Genomic DNA, 22,837 nt, shown 5'->3' on the forward strand with positions numbered 1-22,837 from the left:
GGCTCGCGCCGCGCACCGCCCTATGTCGCCTCCGGCTGTGTCGCCTCGGCACGCTCCGCCGCGACGCCGCCGTCGTCGGCCCCCGTGCCCGGAAGGACGGCCGGCGACGCCGCCAGCGACGCGAGGAGCCCGAGCCGCTCCCCGCTGGGCGACGCGGGGTCGGCGTGCAGCAGCACGAGCGTCTGCCGGTCGGTCCCCGAGATGACGAGCTTCTCCATGTCGAGCACCAGCTCACCGACCTGTGGGTGCAGCCACCGGGAGACGTGCGGTGCCCCCGCCCGCACGTCGTGCCGCGCCCACAGCGTGCGGAACCGCTCGGAGGAGAGCGACAGCTCGCCGACGAGCTGCTGCACGCGCTCGTCGTCGGCCTGGGTGCCGACGGCCTCGCGGAACCGGGCCACGAACGTCGCCGTCGCGCTCGTCCAGTCGGGGTGCAGCGCCCGCTCCGCCGGGTCGGTGAACACGTCGCGCAGCCGGTTGTGGCCCGCCTGCAGGTTCGGCGAGACGGCCCTGGCCAGGTCGTTCGCCGCGAGGATGTCGAAGTAGCGCCCCTCGACGAACGCCGGGGTGCCCACCCGCTCCAGCAGCCGCAGCGTCCCGGCGGGCACCGTCTCGCGCCGCGGGCGCCGACGGCGGCGCGGCGTGGGACCGGCGAGGCCGAGCAGGTAGCGCGTCGCCTCGTCGTCCAGGAGCAGCACGCGGGCGAGCGACTCCAGGACCTGCGTCGACGGGTTGTGGTCGCGGCCCTGCTCGAGCCGCAGGTAGTAGTCGGCGCTGATGCCGGCGAGCAGCGCGACCTCCTCGCGGCGCAGGCCGGCCACCCGGCGCACGCCGCCCTCGGGCAGGCCGACGTCCGCGGGCCGCACGAGCTCGCGGCGCGCGCGGAGGTAGTCGCCCAGCAGGGTCTCCCGGCTCACAACCACCACCGTAGGCCGCCGCGTGCGGCGGTGCCTGGCCCTGTCAGTCCCAGGGAGCGCGGGGTACTCCCAGGCTCCGGCCGCCCGGCGCAGGCTCGGAGCCATGACCACACAGACACTGCCCGGCGGGACCTACTCACTCGCCGGCGACCTCACCGTCACCCGGGTCGGCTACGGCGCCATGCAGCTCGCCGGCCCCCACGTCTTCGGCCCGCCCGCCGACCGCGAGGCGGCCGTCGCCGTCCTGCGCGAGGCCGTCGCGCTCGGCGTCACGCACATCGACACCGCCGACACCTACGGACCCCACGTCACCAACGAGATCATCCGCGAGGCCCTGCACCCGTACCCGGCCGGCCTGCACATCGCCACCAAGGTGGGCGCCGTGCGCGACGCCGACGGCGGCTGGCCGACCGCACGCGAGCCCGACCAGCTCCGCCGGCAGGTCGAGCAGAACCTCGAACGCCTCAGCCTCGACCGGCTCGACGTGGTGAACCTGCGCGTGGGCGGGTACGACTCCCCCGTGCCTGGCTCGCTCGCGCGGCCCTTCACCGCCCTCGCCGAGCTGCAGGCCGAGGGCCTGATCCGGCACCTCGGCGTCAGCACCGTCACGGCCGAGCAGGTGGCGGAGGCGCAGTCCATAGCGCCGGTCGTGTGCGTGCAGAACTTCTACAACATCGCGCACCGGCAGGACGACGCGCTGGTCGCCTCGCTCGCCGAGCAGGGCATCGCCTACGTGCCCTACTTCCCGCTCGGCGGCTTCTCGCCGCTGCAGTCCGCCGAGCTGACCGCGGTGGCAGACCGACTGGGGACCACCCCGGCGGCCGTGGCCCAGGCCTGGCTGCTGCAGCGCTCGCCGAACATCCTGCTGATCCCCGGCACGTCGTCGGTGGCGCACCTGCGCGAGAACGTGGCGGCCGCCGCCCTCCGGCTGCCCGACGACGAGGTCGCCGTGCTCGACGCGATCGGCGCCTGACGGCCCTGACCGGTGGTCACCCCGCAGGCCCCAGCCCGAGGGGTGACCACCGGCGCGGCTACCGGCCCTGCAGCGCCTTCACGTTGTCGCCGAAGGTCCAGCCGCGCGACCCGTCCCAGTTGATCGACCAGGTCATGAGCCCCTTGAGTGCCCCGTTGTACGAGCCGTACGCCTGGCTCACCAGCGACGGCGCCATGTAGCCGCCGCCGGCACCCTGCTGGGCGGGCAGGCCGGGCACCTGCTTCTCGTAGGGCACCCGGATGGTGGTGCCCTGGATGACGAGCCCGTCGTCGAGGCAGTCCGTCTGCGCCTGGAAGCCGGCCACGGTCCCGGCCGCGTACGAGTTGCCCGAGCAGTCGTACATCGACCCGTTGTAGTACTGCATGTTCAGCCACCACAAGCGCCCGTTGTCGGCGTACTTCTTGATGATCGGCAGGTAGGAGCCCCAGATCGAGCCGTAGGTGACGCTGCCGCCGGTCACGTAGGCGGTCTCGGGCGCCATCGTCAAGCCGAACCCGGCCGGCATCCCGGCGAGCACCCCGTCGATGATCCGGATCAGGTTGGCCTGCGACGTCGAGAGCTGCGTGATCGAGCCGCTGCCCGTCAGGCCGGTCTCGATGTCGATGTCGATCCCGTCGAAGTTGTACTCCCGCAGGATCGGCACGATCGTCGCGACGAACCGGTCCGCGACGGCCTGCGAGGACAGGTCGATCCCCGCGGTGGCGCCGCCGATCGACATCAGGATCGTCAGGCCGGCCTCCTTGGCGGCGCACATCTCCTCCGGCGTCGGCACCCGGACGCCGGAGTCCATGCCGTCCTCCCAGAGCACCGTGCCGTCCGACCGGATCACCGGGAACGCGAGCGTCGCCACGTTGTACCCGTGCTGGGTGATGCGCGAGTCCGTGATCGGGATCCAGCCCATCCCGGGGTGCACGCCGTTGCTCGCGCCGTCCCAGTTCTCCCAGTAGCCCTGCAGCACCTTGCCCGACGGGCGCGGCCGCTGGCCGCAGTCGGGCGGCGTCGGCTCAGGGTCGGGGGTCGGGTCCGTCGGGTCGGGCGTCGGGTCGGTGGGGTCCGGGTCCGGGTCGGTGGCGCACGCGCCGTCGTCGGACCAGAGGCTCGGGGTCGTGTCGGGCGTCCAGCCCGCGCCGACGTGCGCGGTGTGCCCCACGAGGGCGGTGTACCCGCGGCCGGCGTGCGTCACGTGGTCGCCCGCTGCGTACGTGCGGCCCTCGGCCCACGCGGAAGCCGTGCAGTCGGCGGCAGCGGCCTGCGCCGCCAGCCCGGTCTGCGCGGCGACGACCGGTACCGCCAGTCCGGTGACAAGCAGGGCGGCGACACCGGCCGCCAGGAACGAGGTACGCCGTCTCATGGCACTCCTTAGGGCCTTGGCATTTGTCAGGAACGCTAGCCAAATGCGCCGTCGCAGGGAATACGGGGAACCCACAACCCGGCGGCGGAACGCTGCCGGGCGCTGGCCCGGCCCCGACCTAGACTCGCCGGGTGATCCGACTCAACCCCGAGCAGCTCGTCTTCGTCACCGAGCGCCACCTCGCGACCCTCACCACCCTGCGCCCGGACGGCACGCCGCACGTGGTCCCGGTGGCCTTCACCTGGGACGCCGACGCCGGGGTCGCGCGGATCACCACCAACCGTGCGTCGTACAAGGCCCGCCACGCCGCCCCCGCCCCCGACGGCGCCGCCCCGCGCGCGGCCCTCTGCCAGGTCGCGGGCGGGCGGTGGATCACGCTGGAGGGCACCATCGCCGTCAGCGAGGACGACGCCGAGATCGCGGACGCCGTCGAGCGGTACGCGCGCCGCTACCGCCCGCTGGAGCCCAACCCGGCGCGCGTCGTGCTGCGGGTGACCGTCGACCGGGTCATGGCCTCGACCTATATGGCGTCCTGAGCCGGCCTGCTCGGGCGCGGCCTCGCGACGACGCGCCCACCACCCGATCCGGTCAGCCGACCTTGGCCGACTCCTCACCCGTCGGCACGGACACGCTCACCACGTCGCCGCGCACGAGCTGCCGGCCGCGACGGGTCTCGACCTCGCCGTTGACCCGCACCTCGCCGTCGGCGATGAGGTCGCGGGCCTGCGCGCCGTCCTCGGCGAGGTCGGCGAGCTTGAGGAACTGGCCCAGCCGGATGACGTCGTCGCGGATCGGGACCTCGGGCACGGCGGGCCCGGAATCGGATGCGGAGTTGGACACGACAGCATTGTCCCCCGGCCGCCGCCATAGACTGGCCGCGTGATCCAGCGCATCGACCTGCGCGGCCGGTCCCTCGGCCGCCGGGCACTCCTCGACGTCCTGCCCCGTGCCGAGGTCGGAGTGGACGAGGCGCTGCATGCGGTCGAGCCGCTGCTGCGCCAGGTCCGGGAGGGCGGCGCGGCCGCGCTGCGCGAGATCGCGCTGCGGTTCGACGGCGTGTCCCCCGAGCATCTGCGCGTGCCCGCCGAGGCCCTGACCACCGCCCTCGACAGCCTGACGCCGCTGGTGCGTGAGGGGCTGGAGGAGGCGATCCGCCGGGTCCGCCGGGTGCACGCCGACCAGGTCCCCACCGGCCACGTGACCGAGCTCGCGCCGGGCGCCGTCGTCCGCCAGCGGTGGATCCCCGTGCAGCGGGTCGGCCTGTACGCGCCGGGCGGGCTGGCGGTGTACCCGTCGTCGGTGGTGATGAACGTGGTCGCGGCGCAGGAGGCGGGCGTGCCCGGCCTCGCGGTGGCCTCCCCGCCGCAGAAGGACAACGGCGGCCTGCCGCACCCGACCATCCTGGCGGCGTGCGCCCTGCTCGGGGTGGACGAGGTGTACGCGGTGGGCGGCGCGCAGGCCGTCGCGATGTTCGCGTACGGCGCCGCGGGCAGCGAGCCCCAGGACGGCGAGACGCTGTGCGAGCCCGTCGACGTCATCACGGGTCCTGGCAACGTGTACGTCGCCGCCGCCAAGCGGCTGGTCCGGGGCGTCGTCGGGATCGATGCGGAGGCTGGGCCCACCGAGATCGCCGTCCTGGCCGACGGCACCGCCGACCCGGGCCACGTGGCCCTCGACCTCATCAGCCAGGCCGAGCACGACCCGATGGCGGCGTCCGTGCTGGTCACCGACTCGGTGGAGCTGGCGGCGGCCGTCGAGGCCCGGGTCCAGGACCTCGCCTCCGCCACCAAGCACGCGGTCCGCGTGGCGCGCGCTCTGGACGGCCCGCAGTCCGCGGTCGTCCTGGTGGACGACGTCGACGCCGGGCTCGCCGTGGTCAACGCCTACGGCGCGGAGCACCTGGAGATCCAGACGGCCGACGCCGAGGCGGTGGCCGCGCGCGTGCACAGCGCGGGTGCGATCTTCGTGGGGCCGTGGTCGCCGGTGTCGCTGGGCGACTACATGGCCGGCTCCAACCACGTGCTGCCCACGGGCGGGACCGCGCACTTCGCGAGCGGCCTGGGCGTGCACAGCTTTCTCAAGTCGGTGCAGCAGGTCGAGTACACGCGCGACGCCCTGGGCGAGCTTGCCGACCGCATCGTCGCGGTAGCGAACGACGAGGACCTCCCGGCCCACGGCGAGGCGGTCCGGGGCCGCTTCCATTGAGCCCCACACCCCCTTCGAGACCGAGGTTTCTTCGCTTTGAGGTCGTTCACAGCGAAGAAACCTCGGTCCCGAAGAGGATCTGCGGGCCCGGTCTCCGACGGGAGCCGCATCGCCGGTCACGGCCCACTGCCCCGGGTGAATCGCTCGCCGAACCATTGACACCGCTCGCGCCGTACGCGAGGAATGACGGACACGCACGCGCTCGTCCCATTGCTCGTCGCACCGAGGGAGCCGTAGATGTCACACCGGTCCAGAACGCCCCTGCTCGTCACGGCGGCCGTCACGGCACTAGCAGCGGCGTTCGCGCCGGCCGCCGTCGCGGTGACCCCCCTGGCCCCGGCCGCCGCGGACAAGGCCGACCCCCGAGACCTCATCGCCGAGGACCTCGTGCCGGCCGAGACCACCCCGCAGCCCGGCGTCGACCGCACGCCGGCCATGGAGAAGCTCGCCCTCGGCCGCGGCACGGCGGAGCGCACCTATCTGATCCGGCTGACCGACGCCGCCGTACCCACCTACGACGGCGGCGTCGCCGGACTGGACGCCACGACGCCGCGGGCCGGCCGGACGCTCGACCCGTCAGCTCCCCGGGTGCGCGAGTACACCGAGTTCCTGGAAGAAGAGCAGGACGACTTCGTCGCCCGCATGGAGCGCACGGTCGGGCACGACGTCGAGGTGCCGTTCACGTACCAGTTCGCCGTCAACGGCGTCACCGCCGTCCTGACGCCCGAGGAGGCCGTCCAGATCGCGCGGGACCCCGCCGTCGCGCACATCGCGCTCGACAAGGAGCACGAACTGCACACCGACGCGGGTCCGGTCTGGTCCAACGCGGACGCTCTGTGGAACGCCGTCGAGGACCTCGGCCTGCCTGAGGACTACCAGGGTGAGGGCGTGGTCATCGGCACCATCGACACCGGCATCCACCCGTCCAGCCCGTCGTTCGCCGAGACGGGCGACGACGGCTACACGCACACCAACCCGCTCGGCGCCGGCAACTACCTGGGCGCCTGCGACCCCGCGAACACCGACCAGTACGACCCGGACTTCCCGTGCAACGGCAAGCTCATCGGCGCGTACGGGTTCCTGAGCGCGACCGACCGGAGCGCCCTGGACGAGGACGGGCACGGCTCGCACACGGCCTCGACGTCGGGCGGCAACGTGGTCGACGACGTGACGCCCGCCGCCCCAGAGGGCACCAACCCGCCGACGTTCGACATCTCGGGCGTCGCCCCGCACGCGAACGTCATCAGCTACCGGGGCTGCTGCACCACCGCCGGCCTGACCGCCTCGATCGACCAGGCCATCGCCGACGGCGTCGACGTCATCAACTACTCGATCGGCTCGCCGTCGCCGTCGGACCTGTGGAACGACTTCGACTCGATCGGGTTCCTCAACGCGCGCGCCGCGGGCATCTTCGTGGCGACGTCGAACGGCAACGAGGGTCCCGGGTTCGCCACCACCGGTTCCCCGGCCGACGCCCCGTGGCTGACGTCGGTGGGCGCCTCGACGCACAACCGGCACGCTTTCAACACTCTCACGGGCCTGAGCAGCAGCGCGGGCGAGCTGCCCGACCTGACGGGCAAGGCCCTGACCGGACCGCTGCCCGCCACCGAGATCGTCTACGCGGGCGCGTTCGGCGACCCCATGTGCACCACGACGACGGGCCACGAGGCCGACTTCGGCGGCAAGATCGTGGTCTGCGACCGCGGGGTCAACGGCCGCGTCGAGAAGTCGGATAACGTCGCGGCGCAGGGCGCCGTCGGCTACGTGCTCGCGAACGACGAGGTCAACGGCAACTCCGTGCTCGGCGACGCGTTCGCCGTCCCCGGCGTGTTCCTCGGGTACGACGACGCGACGACCCTGAAGAACTGGCTCGCGGAGGGCACCGGCCACACCGCTGCCGTCACGGGCACCACGTTCACCGTGGACGACGCGCTCGGCGACACGCTGGCCAGCTTCTCCTCGCGCGGCCCGAACCGGGCGGTCGACACGATCGTGCCGTCCCTGACCGCGCCGGGCGTCGACATCCTCGCCGCGAACGGCGTGGCCGACGGCGCGTACGACCTCGTCCAGTACGGCATCATCTCGGGCACCTCGATGGCCAGCCCACACGTGGCCGGCGCCGGCGCCCTGCTCACGCAGGCCCGGCCGAGCTGGACCCCGGCCCAGCAGCAGTCGGCGCTCATGACCACCGCGCGCACCACCGTGCTCGACCACGACGGCACGCCCGCCACCCCGTACGAGCAGGGCAGCGGGCACATCGACGTCGGCGCCGCGGCGCAGGCGGGCCTGCTGTTCGACGAGTCCGCCGCGAACTACCTGGCCGCCGACCCGGAGGCGGGCGGCGACCCGACCACCCTCAACCTGCCGTCCTTCGCCGACGGCCAGTGCCTCGCCACGTGCTCGTGGGAGCGCACGGCGGTCGCCCCGGCGTCGGCCCCTGCCGAGGTGACGTGGACGGCGTCCGCGGTCGCGGACGACGGGCTCGCGCTGGACGTGGCGCTGTCGGCCGACACCGTGTCCCCGGGCGACTCGCTCGGCATCTCGGTGACCGCCGACGTGGCGGGCGCGCCCGAGGGCGAGACGCTGTTCGGGCGCATCACGCTCACCCCGAGCAACCCCGACGTGCCAGCGGTGACGCTGCCGGTCGCCGTCGTCCCGGCCGTGGCGGAACTGCCCGCCGAGGTCGACATCACGACCCGCCGGAACACCGGCTCGCAGGCCGTGACCGACATCAGGTCGATCGCCGTGGCCGACTTCACCGGCTCGGTGCGCGGCCTGGTCGAGGCGGACCTCCACGAGGGCTCCCTCAACCAGGACCCGACCAACACCGCGCCGTACGACGACCTGAGCCAGGTCGAGGTCACCACCATCGAGGTGGCCGACGGCGCGACGCGGCTCGTCGCCGAGATCACGCAGGCCGAGGCGTCGGACCTCGACCTGTACGTGGGCACCGGCGACACGCCGAGCGCGGCCACCGAGGTGTGCGCGTCGGCGACGGGATCCGCTGCCGAGTCCTGCGACATCCCCGACCCCGAGGCCGGCACCTGGTGGGTGCTGATCCAGAACTGGGGCGGGACCGCCGACCAGCCGGACGCGCACACGCTGGCGACCGCCGTCGTCCCGTCCGAGGACCTCGGCAACGCGGGCGTCGCCGGGCCGGACGGCGCCGTGCCCGTGGGCGAGCCGTACGACGTGCGCGTGCACTGGAACCTGCCCGACGCCGCCGAGGGCGACCTCTTCTTCGGCACCGCGGTGCTCGGCACCTCGCCGGATAACCCCCGCGACATCGGCGAGATCCCGGTCCGCCTGTCCCGCGTGGCCGACGACGTGACCAAGACGGCGTCGGTGGATACGGCCGCCATCGGCGACACCATCGGGTACGACCTCACCGTCCAGCCCAACGTGACGCCGGAGGACCTCACCTACACCGTCACCGACACGGTGCCCGACGGGCTCACCGTCGACCCCGAGTCGGTGACCGGCGGCGGTGTGGTCGACGGGCAGACCATCACGTGGGAGGTCGACCTGCCCACGCAGGTGGGTGCCGTGGGCTCCTACGAGGCCTCGACGCCCGCTGATGACCCGCAGTGCGCTGCGTGGGCCGGGTTCCTCGACCTGGGCTCGGTCGGCATCGGGTTCAGCCCGCTCGACGGCGACAGCGCGGCCGTCAACGCGTTCGCGAACATCGGGCCGTTCCCGCACTACGCGGACCAGTCGCCGAACCTCACCGTGTCCGACGACGGCCTGATCACCATCGCGGGCGGGTACGACGGCGAGCCGTGGACCCCGCAGACGCTGCCCGACGCCGCCGCGCCGAACGGCGTGATCGCGCCGCTCTGGTCCGACCTGCAGCTCTCGCTCGCGAACGACCGCGGCGTGCGGCTGGCCACCTCCGGCGGCCAGGTCGCCGTGGTCCAGTGGGACGACCCGTTCCCCTTCGGCGGTGACCCGGCCGACCTGTCCAACTCCGTGGGCACGTTCCAGGCCTGGATCTACAACACGGTGGCGGACGACCGGCCGGAGATCACGTTCGAGTACGGCGACCTGGGGGCGCTGCCGGAGGTCGCCACGATCGGGATCGAGAACCTGGCGGGCGCCGTCGGCACCACCGTGGTGAATGCGGGCGACCCGGCCACTGCGCTGACCGAGGGCGGCAGCATCTGCCTCGACTACGTGGCGCCGGACGTCGACCCGGTCACCCTGTCGTACGAGGTCACGGTCGATCCCGACGCGATCACCGGCACGTACACCAACTCCGCGGAGCACATCACGTCGAACGAGTTCGACGAGCCGGCCGTGGCGTCGGACGACGTGGCGGTGACGGGCCTGGCGCCGTGCGACGAGGTGCTCACGGGCCGGCAGAACGGCCGCATCTCGGTCACGGACGGCACGACCTGCCTGGACGGCGCCACCGTGGTGGGCCAGGTCACCGTGTCCGACGACGCGGGGCTGCGCGTGACCGACTCGCGGATCCTCGCGCTGGTGCGGGCCACGGGGGCGTCCGAGGTGCGCATCTGCGGCACGAGCATCACGGGCACGCTGACCGTGGCCCGGAGCTCGGGGGTCACGATCGGCGACCCGGCCGCGGACTGCGCGGGCAACCGCGTGACCGGCCCGGTCACCGTGACCGGGTCGGAGGGCCCGGTGATCGGCGGGAACCGGATCACCGGGGCGCTCACGTGCCTCCGCAACGACCCGCCGCCGGTGAACAACGGCTCGCCCAACACGGTCCGGGGGGCGCAGCTCGGCCAGTGCAGGGACCTGTGATGCACTGACCTCCCCGCACGTGTCAGGCCCTCAGGTCACTCGGGTGACATGAGGGCCTGACACGTAGAGGACCCCTGCTGGGCCGGGAACGGTTCGCGGACGGTTCAGAACCCGAACGTCAAGACGCGCGGCATCTCCGTGCCGTGCCGCCCCGCGTCGTGCACAGCGCGCAGCACCGCGAGCTCGTGCGGCACCACGGGCTCAGGCAGCGCGACGAACGGGAACCAGGCCAGGTCGGCGGCCTTCTCGGGCTCCTGGATCGACGGGGTGCCCGTCCAGCGGGTCGCCTCGAACATGAAGTCGACGCGCTGCTCGATCGCAGGCCCGCCCGGCTCACCGCGGTGCAGGACGGTCAACGGCCGGACGTCGGCGGACGCCACCGTGACGCCCAGCTCCTCGCGAGCCTCGCGGACCGCCGCGTCGACCACCGACTCGCCCTCCTCGACGTGCCCGGCCGCCGCACACGCCCAGAACCCGTCGCGATAGCCGGTCCCCTGGCGGAGCTGGAGCAGGACCTGGCCCTCCCGCCGGAGGAACAGGTACGCGGCGGGCACGAGCGAGAACCGTTCGTGGTCGCCCTCCCGGTACCGGTCGGTTCCGGCTGCTGCGGCCTCTCCCGCCGGTGCGGCGTCGGTCACGACAGGCAGCCCTGCCCGAGCAGCGCCTTGAGGTCCCCGAACAGAGCGGGTGACTTCTCGACTCGTAGCGTGTCAGCAGCCCGCACGATGGTCTTCTTGCCCGGCTCGGCCACGGCGATGTGCACCTCGGCCGATCCGGGGTGCGTCGCCAGCACCTCGCGCAGCCGGATCATGACCGGCTCGACGGCCCGGCTGTGGGGCACGGTCACGGCCAGCGGCGAGTCGGACCCGACCGTGATGTCCGGCAGGGCCACCTCCATGGCCTGCAGCGACATCGACTCGTCCCGTCGGCGTACCTTGCCACGCAGCACCACAACCTGGTCCTCGGCGAGCATCGTCGAGTACGCGAGGTAGGTCTCGCCGAAGAACATGACCTCGACGGCACCCTCCAGGTCCTCGACGGTCACGGCGGCCCAGGGGTTGCCGTTCTTGCTCATCTTGCGCTGCACCGAGGTGAGGAGGCCGGCCACGGTCACCACCGAGTTCTCCGGCCGGTGCTCGTCGGCGAGCAGCGAGGCGATCGAGGTGTCCGCCGCCCGCTGCAGCACGTGCTCCAGCCCGGACAGCGGGTGGTCGCTCACGTACAGGCCGAGCATCTCGCGCTCGAACTGCAGCTTCTGCTTCTTCTCCCAGTCCGGCAGGTCCGGTACCTCCACGGAGAAGCCCATGCCCACGCCGTCGTCGGCCGCGCCGCCGAAGTCGGCGAACAGGTCGAACTGGCCCTCGGCCTCCTTGCGCTTCACGCTGATCACGGAGTCGACGGCCTGCTCGTGGACCACGAGCAGCGACCGCCTCGTGTGGCCGAGCGAGTCGAAGGCGCCGGACTTGATGAGCGACTCGATGGTGCGCTTGTTGCAGACCGGCGCGGGAACCTTGTCGAGGAAGTCCTGGAACGACGTGAAGGCACCCTTGGTCTCGCGGGCCTCGACGATCGCGTCCACGACGTTGCGGCCGACGTTCCGCACGCCGGTCAGCCCGAAGCGGATGTCGCCCTTGACGGCCGTGAACTTGACGGCGGAGTCGTTGACGTCCGGCGGGAGCACCGTGATGCCCATGCGGCGGCACTCGTTGAGGTAGAGCGCCATCTTGTCCTTGTTGTCACCGACCGACTGGAGCAGCGCGGCCATGTACTCGGCCGGGTAGTTGGCCTTGAGGTACGCGGTCCAGTACGCGACGAGGCCGTAGCCGGCCGAGTGCGCCTTGTTGAAGGCGTACCCGGCGAACGGGACCAGGGTGTCCCAGACCGCCTTGATCGCGGCGGCGCTGTACCCCTTCTCCTTGGCGCCCTTCTCGAAGTTGACGTACTCCTTGGCCAGCACCTCCGGCTTCTTCTTGCCCATGGCGCGGCGCAGCAGGTCGGCCTGGCCGAGCGAGTAGCCGGCCATGATCTGGGCGGCGCGCTGCACCTGCTCCTGGTAGACGATCAGGCCGTAGGTCTCGTCCAGGATCTCCGCGAAGTCCTTGACGACCTCCGGGTGGATCGCGTCGATCTGCTGCTGACCGTTCTTGCGCAGCGCGTAGTTCGTGTGCGAGTTCATGCCCATCGGCCCCGGCCGGTACAGGGCGATGACGGCGGAGACGTCCTCGAAGTTGTCGGGCCGCATCTGCCTCAGCAGCGCACGCATGGCCCCGCCGTCGAGCTGGAACACGCCGAGCGTGTTGCCGCTGGCGAGCAGGTCGTAGGTGGCCTTGTCGTCGAGCGCGACCTTCTCGATGTCGACCGCGTCCTTGCCGTTCATCTCGATGTTCTCGAGCGCGTCGTCGAGGATCGTGAGGTTGCGCAGGCCCAGGAAGTCCATCTTGATCAGGCCGAGGCCCTCGGACGTCGGGTAGTCGAACTGCGTGATGATCGCGCCGTCCTGCGGGCGCTTCATGATCGGGATGATGTCGATCAGCGGGTCGCTCGACATGATGACGCCGGCCGCGTGCACACCCCACTGCCGCTTCAGGCCCTCGATACCGCGCGCCAGCTCGACGACGCGCTGCGCCTCGGGGTCGGCCTCGTGCACCTGGCGGAACTCCGCCGCCTCCGAGTACCGCTTGTCCTTCGGGTCGAAGATGCCGCCGAGGGAGATGTCCTTGCCCATGACGGCGGGCGGCATCGCCTTGGTGAGCTTCTCCCCCATCGCGTACGGCATGCCGAGCAGCCGCGCGGAGTCCTTCAGGGCCTGCTTGGCCTTGATGGTGCCGTAGGTGACGATCTGGGCCACGCGGTCGTCGCCGTACTTCTCCGTGACGTACCTGATGGCCTCACCGCGCCGGCGCTCGTCGAAGTCCACGTCGACGTCGGGCATGGAGACGCGCTCCGGGTTGAGGAAGCGCTCGAAGATGAGGCCGTGCTCCAGCGGGTCGAGCTCGGTGATGCCCATCAGGTAGGCCACCATCGACCCGGCGGCCGAACCGCGACCCGGCCCCACGCGGATGCCCTGGTCCTTCGACCAGTTGATGAAGTCCGCGACCACGAGGAAGTACCCCGGGAAGCCCATCTGGATGATGATCTCGACTTCCTTGTCGGCCCGCTCGCGCACCGCGTCCGAGTACCCGTTCGGGTACCGCCGCAGCAGGCCGGCCTCGACCTCCTTGACGAACCACGAGATCTCGTCCTCCCCCTCCGGGACGGGGAAGCGCGGCATGTAGTTGGCCGAGGTGTCGAACGAGACCTCGCACTGCTCGGCGATGAGCAGGGTGTTGTCGCAGGCCTCCGGCAGCTCCTTGAAGACCTTGCGCATCTCGGCGGCGGACTTCACGTAGTAGCCGGTGCCGTCGAACTTGAACCGGTTCGGGTCGTCCAGCGTTGAGCCCGAGTTGATGGCGAGCAGCGCCTCCTGGCTGGTCGCGTCCTCCTCGCGCACGTAGTGCAGGTCGTTGGTGGCCACCAGCTTCGCGCCGATCACCTTGGCCAGCTCCAGGAGCTCCTTGGTCACCCGGGTCTCGATGTCGAGCCCGTGGTCCATGAGCTCGACGTAGTAGTTCTCCTTGCCGAAGATCTCCTGCAGCTCGCCCGCCTGCCGGACCGCCTCGTCCCACTGGCCCAGCCGCAGCCGCGTCTGGATCTCGCCCGACGGGCAGCCGGTCGTCGCGATGAGGCCGTCGGAGTACCGCTCCAGCAGCTCCCGGTCCATGCGGGGCCACTTGCCCATCTGCCCCTCCAGGGAGGCCAGGGACGAGGCCCGGAACAGGTTGTGCATGCCGGTGTTGTTCTTGCTCAGCAGCGTCATGTGCGTGTACGCACCGCGCGCCGAGACGTCGTCGGCCTCCTGGCCCGCCTCGCCGTAGCGCACGCGCGTCTGGTCGAACCGGCTGGTACCCGGTGTGATGTAAGCCTCGACGCCGATGATCGGCTTGATCCCCGCCTTCTGCGCCTGCGCCCAGAACTCGTGCGCGCCGAACAGGTACCCGTGGTCGGTCGTGGCGATGGCGTGCTGCCCCTGCCTGCTGACCTCCTCCATGAGGTCGCCGATCCTGGCCGCGCCGTCCAGCATCGAGAACTCGGTGTGGACGTGGAGGTGGACGAAGTCGTCGCTCTTCGGAGCGGTGGCGGTGGGCATGGCGTGATCCTATGCCGCACCACTGACACTGCCCGGCAGATCCGACGGCGTTCCGCGTACCGCCGCACAGAGGCGGCCCGAGGCACGGAAGACCCCTACGTGTACGCGCCCCGCACCACGTCCAGCGCACCCGCCAGATCGGCCGGGTACTCCGACTCCACCTCGACCCAGCGGCCCGTGACCGGGTGCTCGAAACCCAGCCGGCGCGCGTGCAGCCACTGCCGCGTCAGCCCCACCTTCGAGGCCAGCACGGGGTCCGCGCCGTACGTGAGGTCCCCCACGAGCGGATGGCGCAGCGCCGCGAAGTGCACCCGGATCTGGTGGGTGCGCCCGGTCTCCAGGTGCACCTGGAGCAGCGACGCGGCAGGCAGCATCTCGAGCGTCTCGTAGTGCGTCACCGACGGCTTGCCGTCCGCCGTCACCGCGAACTTCCAGTCCGAGCTGGGGTGCCGGCCGATCGGCGCGTCGATGGTGCCCGTGGTCGGGTCCGGGTGGCCCTGGGCGAGCGCGTGGTAGACCTTGTCGACGGTGCGCTCCTTGAAGGCCCGCTTGAGGCCCGTGTAGGCACGCTCCGACTTCGCCACGACCATCAGGCCGGACGTGCCGACGTCGAGCCGGTGCACGATTCCCTGCCGCTCCGCCGCCCCCGACGTCGACACGCGGTAGCCCGCCGCGATCAGCGCTCCCACCACGGTCGGCCCGGTCCAGCCCGGCGACGGGTGCGCCGCCACGCCGACCGGCTTGTCGATCACGACCAGGTCGTCGTCGTCGTACACGATGCCCATGCCGGGCACCGGCTCCGCCACCACCTCGACGGCGGGCCGTTCCTCCGGCAGGTCCACCTCGAGCCAGCCGCCGGGTACCACCCGGTCCGACTTGCCCACCTCGCGCCCGTCGAGGCGCACCGCGCCCGCCTCGGCCAGCTCGGCCGCGCGCGTGCGCGACAGGCCGAGCATGCGTGCCAGCGCCGCGTCGACGCGGTCGCCCGCGAGCCCGTCCGGGACGGGCAGCGTCCGCAGCGCCATCAGGCGGAGTCGCCCTTGTCGCCGTCCGGCGCCGCGCCGTCCGCCGGACGCTCCTGGTCGGCGTGACGCCTGCCGTCCAGGCCGATCCCCCGCAGGGACAGCAGCCCGATCAGCACAGCGGCCCCGACGACGGCGATGTCCGCCACGTTGCCGACGAAGAAGCCCGCATAGTCGATGAAGTCCACGACATGCCCGCGCGCGAACCCGGGCTCCCGCAGCAGGCGGTCCACGAGGTTCCCGACGGCGCCGCCGAGCAGCAGGCCGAGCGCGACGGCCCAGCCGCGCGACCCGAGCCGCCCGATCGCCCGGATGATGAACACGACGACCACCGTGACGACGATGGTCAGGAGCCAGGTCATGCCGGACGCGATGGACAGCGCGGCGCCAGGGTTGTAGATGAGGCGAAGCTGCAGCAGTTCGCCCACGAGCGGAATCGGCTCACCGCCCACCGTCAGGGCGGACTCGGCCCACCACTTGGTGAGCTGGTCGGCGGCCAGGACGAGGGCAGCGAGCACGCCGGTCCAGACCACGAGCACGCGGCTGCCCGGGCGGGGCTCGGCCGCGGGACTCGTCTCGTCGTCGGCCACGGCGGAGGGTTCGGCAGGAGTAGACATCAGGCAAAGTCTCCCACGCCGCGGGCGGTGCGGGTGATCGTCAAGCAGCGAGGCCCTTTCCCGGAATTCGGGAAAGGGCCTCGCCCGTGCCTGTTCACCGCCGAATGTTCACCGCCGAATGCTCAGAGCGGCCGGCGGAATACGTCGGCCAGCGATGCCCGGACACATTTCCACCACTGTCACACACCGACGCCGCCGCCGAGCCCACCGAGAACGCCCAGGACGGCACTGAGGAGGCCCTGGACCAGGTCCGTCACCGTGGTGATCAGACCGTCGACCGGGAGACCCGGTACCGGAAGCTCAGGGACCGGAAGCTCGGGCACGGGCAGGTCCGGCACATCCACCGGAACGTCCGGGACATCCACCGGGACGTTCGGTGCGTCCACAGGAACGTCCGGCACGTCGACCGGGACGTCCGGCACGGCTCCGTCGACCGCGCCGTCGGTGGCGGGTGCGCTGATCGTCTCGGGAGCGTCGCCCTCGGACATCGCCATCGCACTTGCGCCGGATGCCCCGGCGACGACCAGACCGACAGACATGGCCACGGCCACCGCAGCGCGGCTCATGACACGGAATCCTCGGATCATTGTGTTTCCCCTCGAATAGCTCCGTTGAAACAATGGTGGAACACACATGTGTGATTCACCACGACGAGCATCAGATGGGATATTCACCCTGTCAATCGGAACATGACATCGCATACACGGAATGAAACAAGACATTCCAGGATCGATCTATGTGCCATCGCGCCAGGAACTCCCGTAACTCAGACATCACAGCGGTGATATACAGCGGGCGTTCAACCGGCGGGCGACCGACGGAAAGCAGACAGTACGGGCGACAAAAGCAACGAGGCCCTTTCCCGGGGATCCGGGAAAGGGCCTCGACCGGTGCGAAGCTATCGCCGTGTCACCGCACGGCGACAGCCGATGACGCAAGCGTCAGTTGCACGCCGCGTAGCGGGTCACGTTGGCCGTGTTGAACAGGTTCAGCGGGCCGTCCCAGTGCCACGGAGCGACACACCAGTTGTTGAGGATGTTGACCGAACCGTCGCCGCCGAGCTGCGTCTCGCCGTCGTTGCAGGCCTGGTAGTCGGTCAGGTTGCCGGTGCTACCGACGTTGCCCGGGCCCTCCCAGTACCAGGGAGCGATGCAGACGTCGTTCAGCGCGTTGAAGCTGCCGTCGCTCTCGATCTCGACGACGTCGCCAGCGGTCGCGATCTCCTCGGGGACCATCGCGCCGTCGACGCCCACCGGCACCTCGGAGGTGCCGTAGCCCTCGAGGACGTCCAGGACGCCGTCGGCGCCAACGACGCCCAGCGGGTTCGTGGTGCCGAGCACGTCGGCAGCGTCGGCAGCGCCCTTGGCGCCGTCGACCAGGTCCGTCGCACCCTCGGCAGAGGGTGCGCTGATCAGCTCGGGGGCGTCGCCCGCCGACATCACCATCGCGCTCGCACCCGTAGCCGCGCCGACGACCAGACCGGCCGACATGACCACGGCCGCCCCTGCACGGCAGGTTGCACGGAATCCTCGGATCATTGTGTTTCCCCCTCGAATAGCTCCGACTAAATAGCGATGAACCACACATGTGTGGTTCATCGCTACGAGCATCCGGTGAGAAATTCACCCTGTCAATCGGAACGTGACGGGGCACAACACGCGATGGCGGAATGAAATAAGACATTCCGGGATCGAACTGGCCGGCAATGCACCAGGAACACCCGCAACTAGGACATCACAGCGTTAATATCTCGGCGCGAGGTCCGCATGGCGTCGCTGCCGTGCCCTCTTGCTCAGGCTCCGCGACGCTCCTCGCGCGCCTTTGCCTCGACCGACAGCGTGGCCCGCGGGAAGGCCTGCAGCCGCGCCTTGCCGATCGGCAGGTCCGTGAGCTCGCACGTGGCGTAGGTGCCCTTGCGGATACGGTCAAGCGCGTGGTTCGTCTGGTCCAAGAGGTCGCGCATGTTGTTGACGAGCGTGAGCTCCTGCTCCCGCTCCAGGGCGCTCGACCCGTAGTCGGCCTGGTCGTCGCCCGCGCCGTCGCCCGAGTTCCGCAACAGGTCGGACAGCTCCCGGTCGGCCACGTGCAGCTCGCGCTCGAGCCGCTCCTTGTCCTCGAGGAGCAGTGCGGCCAGCTCCTCGGCCTCTCGCAGGGTCCAGGGTTCTTCACCGTCGCGGACGGGAAACTTCTTCACGTCACGTGTCAGGTTCGGGAACTCCTGCTTGATCGCGGCTCGCGTCGCAGTCGAGATCTTGGTCATGGGTTCCCCTTCGCGGTCGCCCCCGGTGGTCAAGTGCACGAAGCGTAAGCACAAGCGGCCGAACGCACAACGGGGCACGCCGGTGTGGCGTGCCCCAATCACGTACGTGTGGCGTGTCGCACACGGCGGCCGGCCGGTGAGGTGGGGACGTCCGGCCGCCGCGCTCGACTGGTGCGTGGCGTCAGATGCCCTGCGCCATCTCGGCCTGGCGGCCGGCCTGCTGGTTGTTGCGGGGCGGCAGCGCCGAACCACGCGCGTCCAGGTCACCCAGCAGGTTCTGCAGGAAGCTCTTCAGCCGCGTGCGGTAGTCGCGCTCGAACAGGCGCAGCTCGTCGATCTTGCGCTCCAGCAGCGAACGCTCCTGTTCGAGCTGGGAGAGCGTGCGGTGCGACGTCTCCTCGGCGTCGCGCACGATGCGCGCACCCTCGGTCTTGGCCTCCGAGATGAGCCGGTCGCCCTCCTCCTGCCCGGAGCGCACGTAGTCGTCGTGCAGCTTCTGGGCGAGCTGGAGCATCCCGGTCGCCGACTCGGGCTCAGGGCCGCCCTTGGGGCCGGCGGGGCCCGCCTGCATGACCGGCGCCGCGACCGGCGCGGCCTGCGCGCGAGCAGGAGCCGCTGCGTCGTTGCGCGACAGCTCGGCGATCCGCCGCTCGGCGGCCGCGACCTTCTGCCGGAGACCCTCGTTCTCCTCCTGGACGTTGGTCAGCGTCCGCACGACCTCGTCGAGGAAGTCGTCGACCTCCTCGACGTCGTAGCCCTCGCGGAACTTCGTCGCGGAGAACTTCTTGTTGAGGATGTCCTCTGCAGTAAGCAGTGCCATCGTGTCACCTCGAAAGTTAGAACGTTGGAAACGCAGGACTCGGACGTCGGCGGTGCCTGGCCGCGCGGCCTCGTCGAAGCCCACGGTAGCGGACGACATCGGCGCTGGACACCGGGAGCGCCCCCGGGCACGATTTCCTCACAGAGTGTGCCGCGTCACCTCAGGCCATATCCATGCCCAGGTCAATGATTCCGCGCGCCCGGCCGACCGACGTCGGACGGGCCCGCCGGGAACCGGCACAGATTCACCACGCGACTTCACCATGCGACCGGTGGCCCTAGAGCGCGCCGACCAGCGACGAGAGCAGCGAGACGCCGAAGAACAGGATGATGAACGCCAGGTCGAGCTGAACCTGACCGAGCCGCAGCGGCGGGATCAGGCGGCGCAGAAATCTCAGCGGCGGGTCGGTGACGGTGTAGATCGCCTCCGCGATCACGAGCAGCACGCCACGTGGTCGCCAGTCCCGCGCAAAGAACTGCACCCAGTCGAAGACGAGCCGTCCGATGAGGAACAGCAGGAAGAGCCACAGCAGGAAGCCGATGAAGTCCCAGATCACAAGGGACAACCTAACCTGTCCGGCCAAGGAATCACGTGAACTGCCAGTAACGGATCCGCACGGAGATGGACAGGGGTGAGGGGCAGCCGCCTCGGCGACCGCCCCTCACCCTTGCTCGTTCGGAGTGCTGTGCTCAGCTCTGGTTGTAGAAGCCACCACGTCCGTTGGGCTTCTCGGTGGACGCCTGCTCCTCTGCCGCGATCTCCACGTGCTCGGGAGAGAGCAGGAACACCTTGTTGGTGACCCGCTCGATCGAGCCGTGCAGGCCGAAGATCAGGCCCGCGGAGAAGTCGACCAGGCGCTTGGCGTCGGCGTCGTCCATGTCGGAGAGGTTCATGATGACGGGGGTCCCGGCGCGGAAGGCCTCGCCGATACTCCGTGCGTCGTTGTACGACCGCGGGTGCACCGTGGTGATGCGGCGCAGTTCCGAGGAGGACAGGGCCTCACGAGGCACACCGTCGCGGTGCAGCGGCGTGACCTGTGCGTGCCGGTGATCCTCCACGTTCTCCTCCAGGCCCTCGTCGTACTCGTCGAGGTACTCCTGCTCGCCCTGATCGTCGGCGAGGCCCAGATACAGCATGGTCTTGCGAAGCGCTCCGGCCATCGCTCACTCTCCGTTCGTCGCCTGCTGTGCGTCCTTCTGTCGGTGTCCAGCGGGCCCGTGCAACAGGTCCGACCTTGACCCCTGATCGAGGTCGCCTTGGTAAAACTAGCCCGGCGCCATCCGACCCGGAAGGGCGACACGCCGTGCCACGAACAACTTTGCCAAAGTTGTTCAGCGAACGCTCGCTAAAAACGACATCCGTGTGATTTTGCAGGTCAGCGGCGAATTATCGGCGTGTCGCAGGTTCCGCGAGCACCGGTGGAGACGCTCAGACGAGCGCGACGATGCCGGCCTGACGCCCGGTCGTGGTACCGGCGGCGCTCGCGCGACGGTGCGAGAAGAGGGCCGGATCCTCGAACGTGCAGCGGTCGACGCGCGTCGCCGCGACGCCGCGCGCGGCGAGCTGCGCGGCCACCCCCGCCGGCAGGTCGAGGCCCGGCGTGCCCGCACGGGTCGTCGTGAACGTCTCGGGGACGGCGGCGGCCACCTCCTCCCGCATCGCGGCGGGCACCTCGTAGCACCGCCCGCACACCGCCGGCCCGACGGCGGCGCGCACCCGCGCCGGGTCGGCACCGCGGGCGACCAGGGCGTCGAGGGCGCGGTGCACCACGCCGGCCACAACACCCTTGCGCCCGGCGTGCGCCACCCCGACCACCCGCGCCTCCGGGTCGGCCAGCAGCACCGGCACGCAGTCGGCGACCAGGACGCCGAGGCCCAGCCCGCGTTCGGCGGTGACGAGCGCGTCGCCCTCCCCCGCCGACGCCGGCGGCTCGTGCGCCGCCCACCGCGCACGCTCCGCCGGGCCGAGCACGAGCACGGTCGAGCCGTGCACCTGGGTGGCGAACGCCACGGGCGCGCCGAGCCGCTCGGCGGCGCGGGACCGGTTGACCGCCACCCGCGCGGCGGAGTCGGACACGTTCAGGCCCAGGTTCAGGCCGCCGCCGTCCGCGGTTGCCCAAGGGGCCGGCGAGACGCCGCCCGCGCCGGTCGTGAAGAAGGCGTGCACCCCGTCGCCGAGGTCGACGGGGTGCACGCCTTCGAGAGCCCGGGTGTCGCTCACGAGGGCGAGCGTACCGGGCGGAGAACTCCGGCGCGGATGGTTTCCGGGCCCGGGCCGGTCACTTCAGGAAGTCGGGGACGTCCAGGTCCTCCGGCGTCCGGCGCGGGTTCTCGTCGTACAGCGGCGGGACCTCCACGCGGTCGCCCTGCTCGCGCGGGACGTCCTGGCGGTTGAACGAGCCCTGCACCACGACGGCCGGCTCGTCCAGCGTGCGCGGCACGTCGTCCGAGCCCTCGTCGTCGATCACGCGGGGCAGCGTCGAGACCGGAGCGGGGTGCGGCGCCGGCGGGACCGACGGCGGCATCCCGTTCGTGCTGTGCGGCTCGGGTGCACGGCGAGCGGCGTCCGACATGTCGGGCAGCGGGACCGGCGCCGTCGCGGGGCTGCGCGTGGCGCCGGCGACCTGGCCGAGCGCGCGGTGGTCCTTGCGCTCCTTGGGCAGTCCGCCGTCGAAGCCCGCCGCGATGACGGTGACCCGCACCTCGTCGCCCAGCGCGTCGTCGATGACCGTACCGAAGATGATGTTCGCCTCCGGGTGTGCGGCCTCCTGCACCAGGCGCGCGGCCTCGTGCACCTCGAAGAGGCCGAGGTCGGAACCGCCCTGGATGGAGAGCAGCACACCGTGGGCGCCGTCGATCGACGCCTCCAGCAGCGGCGACGAGATCGCCAGCTCGGCGGCCTGCACCGCGCGGTCCTCGCCGCGCGCCGAGCCGATGCCCATGAGCGCGGAGCCCGCGCCCTGCATGACCGACTTCACGTCCGCGAAGTCCAGGTTGATCAGGCCGGGCGTGGTGATCAGGTCGGTGATGCCCTGGACGCCGGAGTGCAGCACCTGGTCGGCCGAGTGGAATGCCGCGATCGCGGACACGTTCCGGTCGGACATCGACAGCAGCCGGTCGTTCGGGATGACGATCAGCGTGTCGACCTCGTCGCGCAGGTTCTCGATGCCGCTCTCGGCCTGCACCGCGCGGCGGCGGCCCTCGAACGTGAACGGGCGCGTCACCACGCCGACGGTCAGCGCGCCGAGCGAGCGAGCGATCCGCGCCACGACCGGAGCGCCGCCCGTGCCGGTGCCGCCGCCCTCGCCCGCGGTGACGAAGACCATGTCGGCGCCGCGCAGGACGTCCTCGATCTCCTCCGCGTGGTCCTCCGCGGCCTTCTTGCCCACCTCGGGGTCCGCGCCGGCGCCGAGGCCGCGGGTGAGCTCGCGCCCGACGTCGAGCTTGACGTCGGCGTCCGACATGAGGAGCGCCTGCGCGTCCGTGTTGATCGCGATGAACTCGACGCCCTTGAGGCCGACCTCGATCATGCGGTTGACGGCGTTCACACCACCGCCGCCGATACCGACCACCTTGATCACTGCCAGGTAGTTCTGCGGAGTTGCCACGTCGTCGCCTTTCGATTCGGGTCCCGAGTCCCGACTCTCGGCCCCTTCAAACTCTCAGGTTGAGGTAGAGGGTTAGAGTTATGTCAGGTTG

Annotated in this window: 19 protein-coding genes; 4 read left to right on the top strand and 15 right to left on the bottom strand. The window is 71.2% G+C overall.

The genetic code is table 11. From position 1 onward, the window contains the following. Positions 1-20: 20 nt before the first annotated feature. Complete coding sequence (locus tag AC0QU1_RS15150) at positions 21-917, bottom strand: helix-turn-helix transcriptional regulator (RefSeq protein WP_483570413.1); 897 nt, start codon at positions 915-917, stop codon at positions 21-23. Positions 918-1,020: 103 nt separating this feature from the next. Here AC0QU1_RS15150 and AC0QU1_RS15155 point away from each other — a divergent pair, with 103 nt between their 5' ends. Beyond that, positions 1,021-1,890 (top strand): oxidoreductase, encoded by an 870-nt coding sequence (locus AC0QU1_RS15155; RefSeq protein ID WP_483570414.1) that lies wholly within the window; start codon positions 1,021-1,023, stop codon positions 1,888-1,890. Between the two features lie 58 nt (positions 1,891-1,948). On the opposite strand, the gene AC0QU1_RS15160 is transcribed toward AC0QU1_RS15155, so the two are convergent. Beyond that, entirely contained in the window at positions 1,949-3,262 is a 1,314-nt protein-coding gene (locus AC0QU1_RS15160; protein ID WP_483570416.1) for a carbohydrate-binding protein, read from the bottom strand. Positions 3,263-3,393: 131 nt separating this feature from the next. Here AC0QU1_RS15160 and AC0QU1_RS15165 point away from each other — a divergent pair, with 131 nt between their 5' ends. After that, on the top strand, positions 3,394-3,798 hold the full coding sequence (locus tag AC0QU1_RS15165) for a pyridoxamine 5'-phosphate oxidase family protein (RefSeq protein WP_483570417.1): 405 nt from the start codon (positions 3,394-3,396) through the stop codon (positions 3,796-3,798). A 52-nt stretch (positions 3,799-3,850) separates the two neighbouring features. Here the strand turns inward: AC0QU1_RS15165 and AC0QU1_RS15170 are convergent, their stop codons facing one another. Further along, entirely contained in the window at positions 3,851-4,102 is a 252-nt protein-coding gene (locus AC0QU1_RS15170) for an RNA-binding S4 domain-containing protein (RefSeq protein ID WP_483570419.1), read from the bottom strand. A gap of 39 nt (positions 4,103-4,141) precedes the next feature. On the opposite strand from AC0QU1_RS15170, the gene hisD reads away from it, so the two are divergent. Both hisD and AC0QU1_RS15180 read left to right on the top strand, forming a co-directional pair. Continuing rightward, on the top strand, positions 4,142-5,467 hold the full coding sequence (gene hisD, locus AC0QU1_RS15175; RefSeq protein ID WP_483570421.1) for a histidinol dehydrogenase: 1,326 nt from the start codon (positions 4,142-4,144) through the stop codon (positions 5,465-5,467). 237 nt (positions 5,468-5,704) lie between these two features. Next, positions 5,705-10,234: a S8 family serine peptidase gene (locus AC0QU1_RS15180; RefSeq protein WP_483570422.1), complete on the top strand. Its 4,530-nt coding sequence runs from the start codon at positions 5,705-5,707 to the stop codon at positions 10,232-10,234. A 104-nt stretch (positions 10,235-10,338) separates the two neighbouring features. On the opposite strand, the gene AC0QU1_RS15185 is transcribed toward AC0QU1_RS15180, so the two are convergent. From AC0QU1_RS15185 to ftsZ, 12 genes are all read right to left on the bottom strand, one after another. Further along, on the bottom strand, positions 10,339-10,872 hold the full coding sequence (locus AC0QU1_RS15185; protein ID WP_483570423.1) for an NUDIX hydrolase: 534 nt from the start codon (positions 10,870-10,872) through the stop codon (positions 10,339-10,341). Next, entirely contained in the window at positions 10,869-14,420 is a 3,552-nt protein-coding gene (dnaE, locus tag AC0QU1_RS15190; protein WP_483570424.1) for a DNA polymerase III subunit alpha, read from the bottom strand. Before dnaE ends, AC0QU1_RS15185 begins: the two co-directional genes overlap by 4 nt. Before the next feature lie 95 nt (positions 14,421-14,515). After that, positions 14,516-15,445, bottom strand: a complete 930-nt coding sequence (locus AC0QU1_RS15195; RefSeq protein ID WP_483570425.1) for an RluA family pseudouridine synthase — start codon at positions 15,443-15,445, stop codon at positions 14,516-14,518. Further along, positions 15,445-16,059 (bottom strand): signal peptidase II, encoded by a 615-nt coding sequence (locus tag AC0QU1_RS15200; RefSeq protein ID WP_483570427.1) that lies wholly within the window; start codon positions 16,057-16,059, stop codon positions 15,445-15,447. Before AC0QU1_RS15200 ends, AC0QU1_RS15195 begins: the two co-directional genes overlap by 1 nt. Before the next feature lie 179 nt (positions 16,060-16,238). Continuing rightward, positions 16,239-16,625: a hypothetical protein gene (locus AC0QU1_RS15205; RefSeq protein WP_483570429.1), complete on the bottom strand. Its 387-nt coding sequence runs from the start codon at positions 16,623-16,625 to the stop codon at positions 16,239-16,241. A 375-nt stretch (positions 16,626-17,000) separates the two neighbouring features. Then, positions 17,001-17,555: a hypothetical protein gene (locus AC0QU1_RS15210; protein WP_483570430.1), complete on the bottom strand. Its 555-nt coding sequence runs from the start codon at positions 17,553-17,555 to the stop codon at positions 17,001-17,003. A 296-nt stretch (positions 17,556-17,851) separates the two neighbouring features. Further along, positions 17,852-18,319 (bottom strand): TraR/DksA family transcriptional regulator, encoded by a 468-nt coding sequence (locus AC0QU1_RS15215; protein ID WP_129783259.1) that lies wholly within the window; start codon positions 18,317-18,319, stop codon positions 17,852-17,854. A gap of 181 nt (positions 18,320-18,500) precedes the next feature. Beyond that, a complete protein-coding gene (locus AC0QU1_RS15220) occupies positions 18,501-19,139 on the bottom strand; it encodes a DivIVA domain-containing protein (protein WP_483570431.1) in 639 nt (212 codons plus the stop codon). A gap of 277 nt (positions 19,140-19,416) precedes the next feature. Further along, positions 19,417-19,695, bottom strand: coding sequence for a YggT family protein (locus AC0QU1_RS15225; protein ID WP_483570432.1), 279 nt, complete (start codon positions 19,693-19,695; stop codon positions 19,417-19,419). Between the two features lie 133 nt (positions 19,696-19,828). Further along, the gene (locus AC0QU1_RS15230; protein ID WP_483570433.1) at positions 19,829-20,299 is read right to left on the bottom strand and encodes a cell division protein SepF; all 471 of its coding nucleotides are present in this window, start codon (positions 20,297-20,299) and stop codon (positions 19,829-19,831) included. A gap of 268 nt (positions 20,300-20,567) precedes the next feature. Beyond that, positions 20,568-21,359 carry a peptidoglycan editing factor PgeF gene (gene pgeF, locus AC0QU1_RS15235; RefSeq protein ID WP_483570434.1) on the bottom strand — a complete coding sequence of 264 codons (792 nt, stop codon included), beginning with the start codon at positions 21,357-21,359 and terminating at the stop codon, positions 20,568-20,570. A 58-nt stretch (positions 21,360-21,417) separates the two neighbouring features. Then, a complete protein-coding gene (ftsZ, locus tag AC0QU1_RS15240; RefSeq protein ID WP_483570435.1) occupies positions 21,418-22,746 on the bottom strand; it encodes a cell division protein FtsZ in 1,329 nt (442 codons plus the stop codon). Positions 22,747-22,837 lie beyond the last annotated feature (91 nt).

Source organism: Promicromonospora noduliphila (assembly GCF_056951025.1).

Bases quoted from the DNA above. Each gene is read 5' to 3' on its own strand.
- AC0QU1_RS15155 (WP_483570414.1), top strand. From the start codon at position 1,021: ATGACCACACAGACACTGCCCGGCGGGACCTACTCACTCGCCGGCGAC.
- AC0QU1_RS15160 (WP_483570416.1), bottom strand. From the start codon at position 3,262: ATGAGACGGCGTACCTCGTTCCTGGCGGCCGGTGTCGCCGCCCTGCTT.
- AC0QU1_RS15220 (WP_483570431.1), bottom strand. From the start codon at position 19,139: ATGGCACTGCTTACTGCAGAGGACATCCTCAACAAGAAGTTCTCCGCG.
- AC0QU1_RS15180 (WP_483570422.1), top strand. From the start codon at position 5,705: ATGTCACACCGGTCCAGAACGCCCCTGCTCGTCACGGCGGCCGTCACG.
- AC0QU1_RS15205 (WP_483570429.1), bottom strand. From the start codon at position 16,625: ATGAGCCGCGCTGCGGTGGCCGTGGCCATGTCTGTCGGTCTGGTCGTC.
- dnaE (WP_483570424.1), bottom strand. From the start codon at position 14,420: ATGCCCACCGCCACCGCTCCGAAGAGCGACGACTTCGTCCACCTCCAC.
- AC0QU1_RS15200 (WP_483570427.1), bottom strand. From the start codon at position 16,059: ATGTCTACTCCTGCCGAACCCTCCGCCGTGGCCGACGACGAGACGAGT.
- AC0QU1_RS15215 (WP_129783259.1), bottom strand. From the start codon at position 18,319: ATGACCAAGATCTCGACTGCGACGCGAGCCGCGATCAAGCAGGAGTTC.
- AC0QU1_RS15195 (WP_483570425.1), bottom strand. From the start codon at position 15,445: ATGGCGCTGCGGACGCTGCCCGTCCCGGACGGGCTCGCGGGCGACCGC.
- AC0QU1_RS15230 (WP_483570433.1), bottom strand. From the start codon at position 20,299: ATGGCCGGAGCGCTTCGCAAGACCATGCTGTATCTGGGCCTCGCCGAC.